The sequence below is a fragment of the Novosphingobium sp. SG919 genome, from assembly GCF_012932495.1.
Lineage (GTDB): Bacteria > Pseudomonadota > Alphaproteobacteria > Sphingomonadales > Sphingomonadaceae > Novosphingobium > Novosphingobium rhizosphaerae.
Genome location: NZ_JABCNG010000002.1, coordinates 41421 through 54493 on the forward strand (window position 1 = coordinate 41421; position 13073 = coordinate 54493).

General features: G+C 66.7%; 9 protein-coding genes. 5 read left to right on the forward strand and 4 right to left on the reverse strand.

Going from position 1 to position 13073, the window contains the following annotated elements:
* Positions 1 to 22 precede the first annotated feature (22 nt).
* Positions 23 to 2098 (forward strand): beta-galactosidase, encoded by a 2076-nt coding sequence (locus FHT19_RS10405; protein WP_169475074.1) that lies wholly within the window; start codon positions 23 to 25, stop codon positions 2096 to 2098.
* Positions 2099 to 2142: 44 nt separating this feature from the next.
* On the opposite strand, the gene FHT19_RS10410 is transcribed toward FHT19_RS10405, so the two are convergent.
* Both FHT19_RS10410 and FHT19_RS10415 read right to left on the reverse strand, forming a co-directional pair.
* Entirely contained in the window at positions 2143 to 3219 is a 1077-nt protein-coding gene (locus tag FHT19_RS10410) for a hypothetical protein (RefSeq protein ID WP_169475075.1), read from the reverse strand.
* Positions 3209 to 4015, reverse strand: a complete 807-nt coding sequence (locus tag FHT19_RS10415; protein ID WP_169475076.1) for a FadR/GntR family transcriptional regulator — start codon at positions 4013 to 4015, stop codon at positions 3209 to 3211. The genes FHT19_RS10410 and FHT19_RS10415 overlap by 11 nt, the downstream gene beginning before the upstream one ends.
* 229 nt (positions 4016 to 4244) lie before the next feature.
* Between FHT19_RS10415 and FHT19_RS10420 the strand changes: the two genes are divergently transcribed.
* The 4 genes from FHT19_RS10420 to FHT19_RS10435 all read left to right on the forward strand — a co-directional run bounded on the left by FHT19_RS10420 (position 4245) and on the right by FHT19_RS10435 (position 9030).
* Positions 4245 to 6524: a TonB-dependent receptor gene (locus FHT19_RS10420; protein ID WP_211184902.1), complete on the forward strand. Its 2280-nt coding sequence runs from the start codon at positions 4245 to 4247 to the stop codon at positions 6522 to 6524.
* The gene (locus FHT19_RS10425; RefSeq protein ID WP_248290398.1) at positions 6521 to 7084 is read left to right on the forward strand and encodes a hypothetical protein; all 564 of its coding nucleotides are present in this window, start codon (positions 6521 to 6523) and stop codon (positions 7082 to 7084) included. Before FHT19_RS10420 ends, FHT19_RS10425 begins: the two co-directional genes overlap by 4 nt.
* A complete protein-coding gene (locus FHT19_RS10430) occupies positions 7081 to 8559 on the forward strand; it encodes a PepSY-associated TM helix domain-containing protein (RefSeq protein ID WP_169475077.1) in 1479 nt (492 codons plus the stop codon). Before FHT19_RS10425 ends, FHT19_RS10430 begins: the two co-directional genes overlap by 4 nt.
* A 69-nt stretch (positions 8560 to 8628) precedes the next feature.
* On the forward strand, positions 8629 to 9030 hold the full coding sequence (locus FHT19_RS10435; protein WP_169475078.1) for a VOC family protein: 402 nt from the start codon (positions 8629 to 8631) through the stop codon (positions 9028 to 9030).
* Here the strand turns inward: FHT19_RS10435 and FHT19_RS10440 are convergent.
* Both FHT19_RS10440 and FHT19_RS10445 read right to left on the reverse strand, forming a co-directional pair.
* Positions 9027 to 10670, reverse strand: coding sequence for an alpha-L-fucosidase (locus tag FHT19_RS10440; RefSeq protein ID WP_169475079.1), 1644 nt, complete (start codon positions 10668 to 10670; stop codon positions 9027 to 9029). The two genes, FHT19_RS10435 and FHT19_RS10440, sit on opposite strands and share 4 nt — an antisense overlap.
* A complete protein-coding gene (locus tag FHT19_RS10445) occupies positions 10667 to 12991 on the reverse strand; it encodes a glycoside hydrolase family 31 protein (RefSeq protein WP_169475080.1) in 2325 nt (774 codons plus the stop codon). Before FHT19_RS10445 ends, FHT19_RS10440 begins: the two co-directional genes overlap by 4 nt.
* Positions 12992 to 13073 lie beyond the last annotated feature (82 nt).

Genomic DNA, 13073 nt, shown 5'->3' on the forward strand with positions numbered 1-13073 from the left:
CGCCTGCAAACACGGGGTTATCATGATCACCTTTGCCCACCGCATCCTGGCGCTTGGCCTGTTGCTATCGCCCCTTGGCGCCGCCGCCACGTCCGCCAGCGCGGCCCCTGCGCCTGCCGCATCATTGCCCGCAGCGCCCGGCATCGCCTTTGGCACGGCGTGGTATCCCGAACAGTGGCCCGAAAGCCGCTGGGACACTGACCTGGCGCTGATGCAGCAGGCGCACATCAACACCGTGCGCATTGCCGAATTCGCCTGGAGCCGGATGGAGCCCGACGAAGGCCGCTTCGATTTCGCCTGGCTCGATCGCGCGATTGCCGCAGCGGCACGGCACGGCATTCGCGTGGTACTGGGCACGCCCACGGCCGCCCCGCCGATCTGGATGAGCGAACGCTATCCCGATATTCTGCGCGTAGATGAAGATGGCACCCGCGCCGGCCACGGCGGCCGCCGGCATTTCTCGTTCGCCAGCCCGCGCTATCGCCAGTTCGCCCGGCGGATCGCCACGGAAATGGCCCGCCGCTATGGCCACAATCCCACCGTGATCGGCTGGCAGATCGACAACGAAATCGGCCTGCCCTCGTTCGATCCCGAAGCGGCCAAGCTGTGGCACGCGTTCCTGGCACAGCGCTATGGCACGATCGACACGTTGAACCAGCGCTGGGCCACGGCCTATTGGAGCCAGAGCTACCAGCGGTTCGACCAAGTGCCCATGCACCTGGCCGGCCAGCAGAACCCCGGCCTGCTGCTCGATTTCCGCCATTTCCTGACCGCCACCTGGACCAGCTACGTCATGAACCAGGCCGATGCGATCCGCAGCTTGGCCGATCCACGCCAGTTCATCACCACCAACACGATGTTCTGGAACGACGGTTTCGATCATTTCGCCTTGCACCAGGGCCTCGATATCGCGGCCTGGGACAATTACATCCAGGATGCCGAGCCGGACTGGATCGGCAACGGCGCCGATCACGATCTGGTGCGCGGCTACAAGCAGAAGAACTTCTGGCTGATGGAAACGCAGGCCGGGCGGATCGATTGGGTGCCGGTCAACCGCGCGATGCGGCCGGGCCAAGTGCGCGAGATGGGCTGGCAAGCGGTGCAGCACGGCGCCGACGCCATTCTCTATTGGGAATTCCGCCCCGCCCCCAATGGACAGGAAACCAACTATGGCGCGCTTTTGGCGCCCGATGGCACACCGGCGCCGGTCTTTGCGGAAATCGCCGGCCTGGGTGGCGAACTGGCCCAGGCCTCAAAGGCGCTGGCCGGCACCGATCCGGTGACGGACATGGCCTTTCTCTTTTCCTATGACAGCCGCTGGGCAATCGATCTCCAGCGCATGCACAAGGATTTCGATCCGATCCGCCAGTTCACCGATTTCTACCGCCCGTTCCGCATCGCCGCGCAAGGGGCGGCGGTGGTTTCGCCCATGGCGGACCTGGCCCGCTATCGCCTGGTGGTGGCGCCCAGCCTCAACGTGCTCACCGCGCCCGAGGCACAGCACCTCGCCGCCTATGTGCGCAACGGCGGCACGCTCGTGCTTGGCCCGCGCACCGGCCAGAAGGACGATGCCAACGCCTTGTGGGACGCGCGCCAGCCTGGCCCCTTGCGCGATCTGCTCGGCGCCCATGTCGAACAGTTCTATGTCCAGGACGGCACGGTTGCGCTGACCGGTCCACTGGGTGAAGCCAAGGCCGCGATCTGGGCCGAGGCACTGGTGCCCAACGCGCCGGGCGTGGAAATCCTGGCGCGCTATGCCCAGCCAGGCGGCTGGCTTGATGGCAAGGCGGCCGTCGTGTCGCGCAAGGTCGGGCGCGGGCGCGTGGTCTATGTCGGCGCCTGGCTCGAACCCGATGCACTCTCGCGCCTGGCCGGCCTGCTCGTGACGCAGGCGGGCGTCGCGCCGATCGTGCCGGGGGCAGCGGCGGACGTGGAAATCGGGCTGCGCCGCGGCGCAGGGCGCACTTTACTGATCGCGATCAATCATGCCGATGCCGCCCGGCCGCTCACCCTGCCCGCCGGTGCCAAAGCACTGGTCGGCCGCCTGGACAGCGGGCAACTGGGCGGGCACGGCGTGCTGGTGGCGCAAGTGCCGTGACCCCGGCAGCGCGCCCGATCGCTGGCGCGCCGCCAGGCTTCAGGTCAACCCCAGGGGCGCGAGCGGCACACCGAAATGCCCCGCACATCGTTGGGATAGGGCCCGCCCACTGCGGTATAGAAGTGGTAGAGGTCTCCCTTCCAGACAATCACCGACGGTTTGTGGGCATAGCCATCGTCGATCGACCCCGGCTTGCCGACATTGACCAGCACTTCGTCCACCTTGCGGAAGGTGAACGGATCGTCGCCGATCGCCAGCAGTTCGCGCGCCTTGAAGTCCGTTCCCGACAGGCCGAAGTAGAACATCACCCACTTGCCCTGGTGCGTCATCACCACCGGATCGCTGGCAAACCGCGAATCCGGTGCCGGCGGTGCGCCGTTGCGCAGGATCGGATTGCCCGGATGGCGGCGCCAGGTCTTGAGGTCCGACGAAACCGCCACCCCGGTCTGTTCGTGCCAGTCCTTCTCGGCGGTCTTGGCGTTATAGTAGAGCAGGAACTGGTCGCCATGCTTGACCAGGTAGGGCTTGTACAACCCGCCGCGCTCCCACGGGGCGCCGTCTTCCGAGCGCAAGATCGGCGGGCCGCGCCGCCAGGTCTTGAGATCGCGGCTGAACGCCAGGCCGATCACCGCCGCCCCCTCTTCATAACCGGGACTGGGATAGGCGTGCCAGGCGCAGACATATTCGCCGTTCACCTTGATCAGCGCGCCCGGCGCGTCCATCGCGGTTTCCCGCAGGATCGACGCCGATGCCACGTTGAACCGCGTCACCGGATCCTGGGGATCGCGCGCCAGGATCACGCCCTGGCGCTGCCAATGCACCAGATCGTCGGACACGGCGATGCCGGTTTGATAGCCGGTGCCGTCAAAGCCCACATAGGTCAGATAGAAGCGGCCATCGTGCCGGAACACGAACGGGCAATCGACCGCCTTTTCATCAAAGCTGCCGGCCACCTTGGACCCGCCCAGAACCAGGCGGCCCAGTTTGTAGGGCGTGCGAAAGGGCGCGACCGCGTCGCGCGCACCGCGCGCCGTGGCCTTGGCGCCCCCCGGCAGCAGCAGCGTGCCGGCCGTGGCCGAAGTCCCCGCCAGCAGGGCGCGGCGGGAAAGGCTATCGTTCATGTTTTTTGATCTCCCCTTGGCGCTGTTCGACAGCGTCGATCCTCTCCTGGCCGTGGCGGATCACCCCGCGCACAGCCTCTGCCGCAGCGACGCCGTCGCGCGCGGCAATGGCTTCGACAATGGCCGCGTGGCCGCGCACGCTCGCGGCGTGGTCGGCCCGGTCGTCCACCGGCGAACTCAACGTGAACGAGGCGAACAGCGCCGTCTCGATCACGGCTCCGGTCCCGGCCATCAGGCGGTTGCCCGATGCCTGGCCGATCAACTGGTGAAGCGCCAGGTCCGCCTGGGCAAAGGCCAGGCGCGAATCCTGCGCGGCGGCCATCGCAGCGACCAGCTCGCGCATCTGCGCGATCTGCCCGGCCGTGGCATGCCGCGCGGCCAAGGCTGCGGCGGCCGGCTCGATGGCAAAGCGAAAGTCGGTCAATTCGGCGCGCAGGCTGCTCTCGACACCTTCGACCACATGCCAGGAAAGCACGTCGGTATCGAACAGGTTCCAGTGCTGGCGCGGCAGGACGCGGGTGCCCACCCGCGTGCGCGAGACGATCAGGCCCTTGGCGGCAAGCGTCTTGAGCGCTTCGCGCAGCACCGTGCGCGAAACCGTGAAGCGGGCAAGCAATGCGTCCTCACCGGGGAGATGGGCGCCCTGGGCAAAGGTGCCCGATACGATCGCGCTGCCGAGCGCTGCAACGACATGATCATGGCTGTTGCGCAACGGCTGCACGCCGCCGCGGCTGGCGAGATGGTTGTTGCGCCGCGGTCGGAGCGAATCCGCCAACAAGTTGTCCAGAATCGACATGGCAGCAGACTACGGCAACCGGCGACCGTCGAATAGTCATATTATATGATTATATGATATTTTGGCTGTCGTGCGATGTGTGCGAGCGCGCGGAGGTCACACAGAAATCCGCCGGCGCCACGCCAAGAGGCTAAACATCCGGCACCACGGAATTTTCCGCCCTTGGTTTATTGCGATTGACTCTCATTACTATTCGCGTCAGGAGCCGGACCGTAACAGGGAGGCTTCTTTGATCCGTATTCACGCCTTGCTCGCCGGTGGCGCACTCGCCGCGCTTGCCATCCCCACCGCTGCGCGTGCCGAAGAGCCGGCGGCGCCGCCGGCGTTCGCGCCCGGCGAAATCGTCGTCACGGGGGAAAAGGCGGCGCGCACCTTGCAGCACACGCCGACCAGCATCGCCGTGACCGCTGCGGACAAGATCGCGCGCGAAACGTTGCTGTCGATCCAGGATGTCTATGCGCGCACCGCGAATCTTTCCGACACCTATGGTGCGGCCGGCTTTACCATTCGCGGCATCACCAATTCGGGCGTTGGCGGGGGCGGGCAATCCGATACTGCAACGGTCTATGTCGATGGCGCGCCGGTCTCGCGCCAGGCGCTCTATGGCGGCCCCACCGATCTGTGGGATGTACAGCAGGTGGAAGTGCTGCGCGGGCCGCAATCGACGATCCAAGGCCTCAATGCGATGGCGGGCGGCATTGTCATAACCACCAAGGACCCATCGCTCGAAAGCTGGACCGGTGACGCGCGCGTCTTGTGGACCGACCGCAACGACCGCACCTTTTCGGCGGCCGTGGGTGGCCCGATCATCACCGACGAACTTGGCCTGCGCCTCTCGGCCGAGCGCCGCGCCAACCGTGGCGTGATCCGCAACATCACGCGCGGCGGCTATGATGATGCCATGCAATCGCTCAACCTGCGCGGCAAGCTGAAGTGGACGCCCACCGCCCTGCCCGGCTTCGAGGCAACGGCCAGCTACAACCGCGTGCGCCGCGAAGGTGGCTATCTCTACCAATATGCCCGCACCGACGTGGCCGATTACTATGATAACCGCACGTCCACCTCTGATCAGCCCAACCGGGGATGGGTGGCCAGCGACATTGCCGTGGTGCAGCTCGGCTATCGGCTGACCGATCATCTCAAGCTGTCCAGCGCCACCTCGTGGAACCGGTCGGATGTGCGCTCGCTCGCCGATTCCGACGGTACGCCCGTCAACCTGTCGGCGATCGACAACCATTATCGCTACAAGACGCTGACGCAGGAACTTCGCCTCAATTACGAAGACGATCGCCTGAGCGGCCTGCTCGGGGCCTGGTACTATCGCCGCACCGGCGCGCTCGATGCCAACAGCCAGGTCAATGTGACCACGCCCACCGGCACGATCACCAGCCTGCTGACGCCCTATGTCGGCGCCACGGCCGCCGGGACCATCGCCGCCGCTTATGCCCAGGCTCTGCCCGTCATTCCGGTCGCCTACACCTCGTACCAGCCGGAACGGGTGGAAACGATGGCCGTGTTCGGCGACGCGCGCTTCAAGGTGGCTGACCGGTTGACGCTAATCGGTGGTTTCCGCCTCGACCGCGAACGCAACCGCTATGCCGCGCAAACCCAGGCCACGTTCACCGGCACGCTGCCTGACGTCAATTTCCTTGGCACGCGCTATGCCCCGCTGGTTGCGGCGGTGAACAGCGGCGTACTGGGCCTGGTGGACGATGCCAGTTCGGCGATGGCCTCCAACACGCGCACGTTCCACGCCTTCCTGCCCAAGGCGGGGATCAGCATGGACTGGACGCCGCGCCTGACCACCGCCTTTACCGTGCAGCGCGCCTATCGTTCGGGTGGGTCGAGCCAGAACCCGGCACGCGCCACCCTGGTGCCCTACAATCCCGAATTCAGCTGGAATTACGAGGGATCGCTGCGGTCCAAGTGGTTCGGTGGCAAACTGCTGATCAACGCCAATGCGTTCTACATGACGTGGAAGAACCAGCAGGTCATCGCCTATTTCAGCGACAACAACTACGATTACAACACTGTCAACGCGGCCAGTTCGCATCTCTATGGCTTTGAAATCGAGGCCAGCGGCCGGCTTTCGCCAGCGGTCGATCTCTATGCGTCGGTCGGGCATACGCGCACCCGTTTCGATGATTTCACCCTGCCCACCGGGGCGACGAGTTCTCTCAAACTCGATGGCACCGAATTTCCCTATGCCCCGCGCTGGACGCTGGCGGCGGGGGTGAATGCCCGCCGCGGCCCCATCAGCGGCAATCTCAACGCCAACTATCGCAGCGCGGTGTTCACCGGGGTGGGCCAGAGCCAGGCCAGTTCGCGCGTCGGCGGGCGCACCGTGGTCAACGGCCAGATCGGCTATCAGGCCGACCATTGGAATCTGTTCGTCTTTGCACGCAATCTGCTGAACGCCAAATACCGGCAGTACAACTATACCGCGGCGGGCCTGGCGATCCTGGGCGATCCACAGACGTTCGGCGTCGGCGCGGGGCTGCACTGGTGATCGCGCCGGCAAGCCTGGCGCTATTGGCCACGGGCGCGGCGGGGGCGGCGCTGTTGCGGCGATCCTGGCAACGGCGCGATGGCATGGCCCCGGCGCTGGTGGCTGCTGGATGGGGCCTGCCGGCCATTGCCCTGGCGCTGGCGATCCTGGCCTTTGGCCCGGTCAAGGGCATGGCCCTTGCCCTCGCCATGCAGGCGATCGGCGCGCTGGGTGTTGTCTGGCAGGGCCGGGTGCAGCGCAAGGCCGCGCGCCCGCGCGCCGGGGAAGCTGCGCCGGAACCGCTGGAACAACCAGGCCGCGTGTGGCGCGGCGTGCTGCGCGCCCTGCTCGCCGGGCCGTTGGGCATGGTCGCGGCGCTCGCCGTGGCGTTGTGCGTGGCGGTCTACCTGCCGGGCGATCCGCGCACCCGCATCGTGCTGAGCGGATTGCTGATGCCGGTGCTGTGGGGCCTGGCGATGACCTGGACCCTGGCTGACCGCCGCCTGTTGCGGGCCCTGGCCGTGCTGGTCGGCACCAGCCTACTCGGCCTGGGCATCGCCGCATTGGGAGGGGCAGCATGACCGAGCAGACGCCGCGCAACACACGCAGCAAGCAATGGCGCTGGCCGCTATCACCCGAAACGGTGCGCGCCGTGCTGAGCAGCCATTCGGTGCTGGGGCTGGCCTTTGCCGCCGTGATCTACCTGGTCTGTCTCACCGGCACGCTGGTGGTGTTTTCGCCCGATCTGCAGCATTGGGAAGTACCCCAGGCACCCGTGGTGCCGAGCCTGTCGGATCGCGCCGCCGGGCGCGCCGTGTTGCTGGCCGAACGCCAGGCCGCGCCCGATGCCACACTCTCGCTCAGCCTGCCGGGCCCGGCCAGGGCCGGCGCCACGCTGATGGCCTATGGCAACAAGCGCGCAGAGCAGACCTGGGCCGTGGCGCCCGATGGCGCGCTCGTACCAATGGATGCGCCGTGGACCGAATTTCTGCTCCACCTCCACGTCAATCTCCATCTGCCGCGCAGTTGGGGCGGGTTCATCGTCGGGCTTACCGGCGTCGCGCTGCTGTCTTCGCTGGTGTCGGGCATTCTTGCCCACCCGCGCGTGGTGCGCGATGCGTTTCACCTGCGGCTGGGCGGATCGCGCCGGTTGCAGGAAGCAGACTTGCACAACCGCCTGGGCGTATGGGCGCTGCCTTTTCATTTTACCCTCGCGCTCACCGGTGCGCTCCTGGGGCTGAGCACGCTGATCGTCGCCGCGCTGGCGCTGTTGCTCTATCGGGGCGACACGCAAAAGGTCTATGGCCTGTTCATCGATCCGCCCCCGCCGGCAGACGCGCGGGCCGTGCCGATGCCCGATATCGCCGCCCTGCTGGCGATCGCGCGCGCCAGGACACCTGAGGCCGCGCCCCAGACCGTGTCGATCGCGCGCCACGGCCGCGCCGACATGCGCATCACGGTCAACAGCGCCCGGCCACGCCTGCTGGTGCCGCAAGACGAAGTGCAGTTCGACGCGCGTGGCACGGTGCTGGCCGAAGAACATCCCGCCGATCTCGCGCTCGGCACCAAAGTGCTGGGCGGCATCGGCCAGGTGCACTTCGGCTGGTTCGGCGGCGCGGCGGTGCGTGTGGCCTATGGCCTGCTGGGGCTGGCGCTGTGCGTCGTCACGTCCAGCGGGGTGACCATCTGGCTGGCGCGGCGGCGCGATCGCGGCCGCGCGGCGCCGCAGTGGGAACGCATCTGGGCCGCCGTGTGCTGGGGCCAGCCGCTGGCGCTGATGGTCACGGCCATGATCGCCATGGTGGCACCCCGCGCACCTTTGCCCATCACCTGGCTCGTTCTGACGATCGCCATCGTGGCGGGCGCGGCGCTGGTCCGCATCGACGGCGCCAGACTGGCTGTAGGCCTGCGCCGCGCGCTGGGGGCCGGGCTGGTCGCACTCGGCCTTGTCCATGCGGCCACGGTCGGCCTCGGGCCGATCGACGGCGTGCTATGCCTTGGCGGCGCAGCCTTGCTCGCCTTGACCTGGCCGGTGGCACGGCGCAGCGCAGCCTAAGATCGTGGCAACCTTGCGCGGCGCGCCACGTTGGGACAGGGCCATTCTTTCGCTGCCGGAGCCACGCCCATGCCGCTTGTCGATGCCTTTGACCACATCGTGCTCAACGTTCGCGACGTGGACGTCGCTGCCCGCTGGTATGGCCAGGTGCTGGGCATGGCGCGCGAAGATCGTGCCGCGCCCGGCGGCGCCACCCGCACGGCAATGCATTTCGGCCACAACAAGATCAACCTGCGCCCGATCACGGCCACGCAGGAAGACTGGTTTACCGGCCTTTCGCCCTGTCCGGGCAGCGACGATTTGTGCTTTCTCACCCAGCAAAGCCCGGAAGCCGTGATCGCCGATCTGGCCCGGCACGGCGTCGCGGTGGAACTTGGCCCGGTGACCAGGGCGGGCGCGCGCGGCCCGATCCGTTCGGTCTATGTGCGCGACCCCGATGGCAACCTGATCGAGATCGCGTCTTATCCTTAAGCGCCGCGCACCAGCCCCGGCCCGTCCAGTTGCACCACTGGCACGATCCCGCCAGTCGGACGCGGCGGCAACGTCACAGTCAATCCATCGTCATCCTGGCGGAACGGCACTGCCCCGCCGCCCAGCAGGCGGGCCGAGACGACCTGCCCCTGCGCGCGCGGCAGCGATGCGATGCGCACGGGCGCTTCGGGCCACACCAGCATCGCGGCAAACAGCGCGCCGCCCTTGGTGGTGAAACGAATGTCCTGTGCGGTGAACGCGCCGGCCTTGTCTTCGGCCATCAGGCCGGTGTCCAGCTTGGTCGGCCCTTCGCCATAGCGGCGCCACGGGCGGCTGCCGTGGATCATCGCGTCGCCATGCACGGCCATCCACGCCGTGATCCCGTCCAGGATCTTGTCTTCCTCGCCATCATACGTGCCATCGCCGCGCAGGGGGATCGACAGCAGGAGGTTGCCGTTCTTCGATACCACGTCGAGCAGGCGCTGGATCACCTGGTGGGCTGGCACATAAGATTTCTGCTCGAACCGGTCGCGGTTGTAATGCCAATCGCCGATGCAGGTGCAGGTCTGCCAGGGGCGCGGGCGGATGTCGGCAGCAAAGCCGCGCTCCACGTCTTCCACCACCGCGCGTTGCTGGTCATCGCTCAGGCGCTTGGCGGTCAGCACCACGTCGGGCGCGCCGTGCCAGGCCGTCGCCTGGTTGTAGTAATGCGCCAACGCATCGAGCCCGTACTGCCCGAACGGCAGGCTGTAATCGTCGAAATAGACCATGTCGGGGCGATAGCGCTCCACCAGGTTCTTTTGCCGCGCCAGCCAGCGCGCGGCAAAGGCGGGATTGGTGGGCGGAATGTTTTCCAGCCACTGCCCGTCGTTGGCATCGTGCCACTTGCCCATTGCGGCCTCGGTGGTGATGCCATCGGGCGGGGCCATGTTGGGGCCGGTATAGAGCGCCTGCGGATCAAGCCCCTGCCACCAGGTGCCCTGACCATCCTTGCTGCGCAGCTTCCACGCGTCATAGCGCTGCCCGGCGCGCGGCCCTTCCGCGTCATAGCCATAGGCCGTCTGCCACCAGTGCCAGGCATGGCTGGCATGGTTGGATACACCGAATTTCAGGCCCTGGCTGCGCGCGGCCTTTTCCCAGCCGGCGATCAAATCGCGCTTGGGGCCCACGCGCGTGCTGTTCCACGCGTGGTGATCGCTGGCAAACAGGTCGAGATTGTCGTGGTGACAGGCCATCGCCATGAAATAGCGCGCACCTGCCGCCTTGTAGCGGCGCACCAGGAAATCAGGGTCCCAATGCTCGCCACGCCATTGGCCGATCACGTCGATAAAGCCATGGTCGGCCGGATGGCCATAAGTCTTGACGTGATGCTTATAGGCCGGCGTGCCCGGAATATACATCGACCGGCCATACCAGTCGCCGCGTTCGGGCTGGCATTGCGGCCCCCAATGCGCCCAGATGCCAAAGCGCGCGTCGCCAAACCACGCCGGCACGCGGTAGCCATCGGCCAGCGTGTTCCAGTCGGCCTTGAGCGTGCCGGCTTTTCTGCCTTGCGCTTTGGAAATGCCCCCGAGAGCGAGGGCGGCGGCGCTGCCGCTGAGCATGGTTCGCCGGCTCGCCATCAGGGTTCGTTGCGTCATCCGTGTATCACCTCGATCGGGGGGCGAGCACCCCTGCCCACACCTTGCGGCCATTCCAGATTGCCGGCTTTGTCGTTCCAGTGCAAAATGGTCTTGCCAGATGAAGATGATTTATAGTCGTTTGTGATACCATTGTCATCATAAAGCATGGCTTCGCCATCCGCCCCGGCGAACACGCGCAATTTGGCGATGCCTTGCTTTTCGGCGGTGGACAGGATCGGCGTGCCCAGCGGCACCACGCTGCCCGCGCGCACGAACAGCGGAATATGCGCGATCGGCGCATCCGCCTCGATCGTCTGGCCGCCGCTGAACTTGCGTCCGGTCCACCAGTCATACCAGTCCGTGCCGCCGGGCAGATAGACCGGCCGGTGCGTCTGGCCCTGCTTCGTGACCGGCGCCACCAGGAACGCGGGGCCGAACATGTACTGGTCCTTCACGGCCAGGGCCTGGGCATCGCCCGGAAAATCCATGAACAGCCCGCGCATGATCGGCGCACCCGTGTCATAGGCATGGCGCGCGGCGGCATAGGTGTAAGGCAGCAAGGCATAGCGCAGGCGCAGCGTGTCGGCCAGGATCGCCTCGGCCGCAGGGCCATATTGCCACAGCGCGGTGCCCGGCCGCTGGCCATGGATGCGCAACGTGGGGGTAAAGGCGTTGTACTGGAACCAGCGCACGAACAGTTCGGGATAGTCCTTGTAATCGGGCGCCATGGCCGTGGCTCCGGCCGGATCGACCAACGGCGCGGTCGTGGCTTCGCCCGCGCCGCCCGGCCACTGCCAGCCACCGGTGTCGCTGCTCCAATACGTCAGGCCCGAAGCCGCAGCGTTGATGCCGGTGGGAATCTGGCGCTGCAGGGCTTCCCAGGTTGCGTCCACGTCGCTCGACCAGAACAGGCAGCCATTGCGCTGCGCCCCCAGGTACGCCGCGCGGCACAGGATCAGGTTGCGCTTGTCGGGGCGGTCCTGCGCAGACCCTTCGGCCACGCTCTGCGTATGCAGCAGCGGGAACAGGTTGTGATAGCGGTCGCCCGAGCCGATCGAATAGAAATAGCCGTCGGGCACCAGATCCGGCTCGGTCTCGTCCAGCCAGGTCCAGTCGAAGCCCTGGCTCAGGATATTGTCGCGCACCTGGCTCCAGAACCACTTGCGCGCGGCCGGCACGGTGGGGTCGATCAGGGCACCGGCGCGATCGGCGCGGATCGGCAGACCATCGACCGGCTTGCCGTCCTTGTCGTGCAGCAGCCAGCCCTTGGCGGCCAGCATGTCGAAGTTCTTGGAAACCTTTTCGAAACGCGGCCACACGCTGATCAGCGAGCGCATGCCCATGGCATTGAGCTGGGCGTTCATGCCCTTGGGATCGGGAAAGGCCGCGCGATCGATATCGAGGTTGCCCAGCGCGGTCCAATAGAACCAGTCGAGCACCATGACATCGAGCGGCAGGTTGCGCGCACGATAGCCCTTGGCGATATCGAGCAGTTCGGCCTGCGTCTCATAGCGCGCCTTGGATTGGATCAGGCCCAGCGCGGCCTTGGGCGGCAGTGGCGTGGCCCCGGTCAGGCGGGCATAGCCGGCATAGATCTCGTCGGTGGTCTTGCCCGTGATCAGGAAAAAGCTGACCCGTTCGCCCACGTTGGATTGCCAGCGGGTCTTGCCATTGACCCCGGCCGAAACCGTGGTGGCCGAGGGATTGTCCCAGACGATGCCATAGCCTTTGCTCGTCACCATGAACGGCACGCAGACGCTTTCGCCCTCGGGCGCGTCGTAATTGTGGCGGCAATCGATGGTGCGCCCGCGCAAGTCGGCAAAGCCCTGCTGGTTCTGGCCCAGGCCCCAGAAATGCTCGTCCGCAGTGGTCGAGAAACTGGCCCCGACGCGGAACGTATGCTCGCCCGCCACGTCGTGCGGGCTCATTTCCCAGCCGTTCATGCGGGTCAGCGCAGCGCCGCCGGGACGGCCGAAGCCGATCGTGACATTGGGCAGCGAGGGCGCGAAATAGCGCTCCATCATCGTGGGCGCCTTGGGCCAGGGCTGCGCATCCACGCGCACTTCCAGGTCGCCGGAGCGGAACACGTCGGCCCCGTTCTCGCTGGCGCGCGTCCACCCCGCCGCATCGGGCTTGGCATTGGGGCCTTCACCCGGGCCCGCGCGGACGAGGTCGGGATCGGTGGCGATAGTGACGCGCACGATATTGGGCGCATATGGTTCGATGCTCACGGCCGCGCCGTTGCGATCGAGCACGGCCAGGGGGGCGGCCAGCGCGGGAAGCGCGCAGCCAGCCTGCAGTAGCAGCGCGAGCGTGAAAGTACGTGCCTTGGCCTTCATGCAAACGGTCCCTTCCCGTGTCGTTGCGTCTTTGCGTTGTTGCTGGCCGCGTCGCTCGCGCGGCACTTGTTGTGATAGCGCT

Coding starts and splice junctions, on each gene's coding strand:
- FHT19_RS10445 (WP_169475080.1), bottom strand. CDS start 12,991: ATGAAGGCCAAGGCACGTACTTTCACGCTCGCGCTGCTACTGCAGGCT.
- FHT19_RS10410 (WP_169475075.1), bottom strand. CDS start 3,219: ATGAACGATAGCCTTTCCCGCCGCGCCCTGCTGGCGGGGACTTCGGCC.
- FHT19_RS10435 (WP_169475078.1), top strand. CDS start 8,629: ATGCCGCTTGTCGATGCCTTTGACCACATCGTGCTCAACGTTCGCGAC.
- FHT19_RS10405 (WP_169475074.1), top strand. CDS start 23: ATGATCACCTTTGCCCACCGCATCCTGGCGCTTGGCCTGTTGCTATCG.
- FHT19_RS10440 (WP_169475079.1), bottom strand. CDS start 10,670: ATGACGCAACGAACCCTGATGGCGAGCCGGCGAACCATGCTCAGCGGC.
- FHT19_RS10415 (WP_169475076.1), bottom strand. CDS start 4,015: ATGTCGATTCTGGACAACTTGTTGGCGGATTCGCTCCGACCGCGGCGC.
- FHT19_RS10430 (WP_169475077.1), top strand. CDS start 7,081: ATGACCGAGCAGACGCCGCGCAACACACGCAGCAAGCAATGGCGCTGG.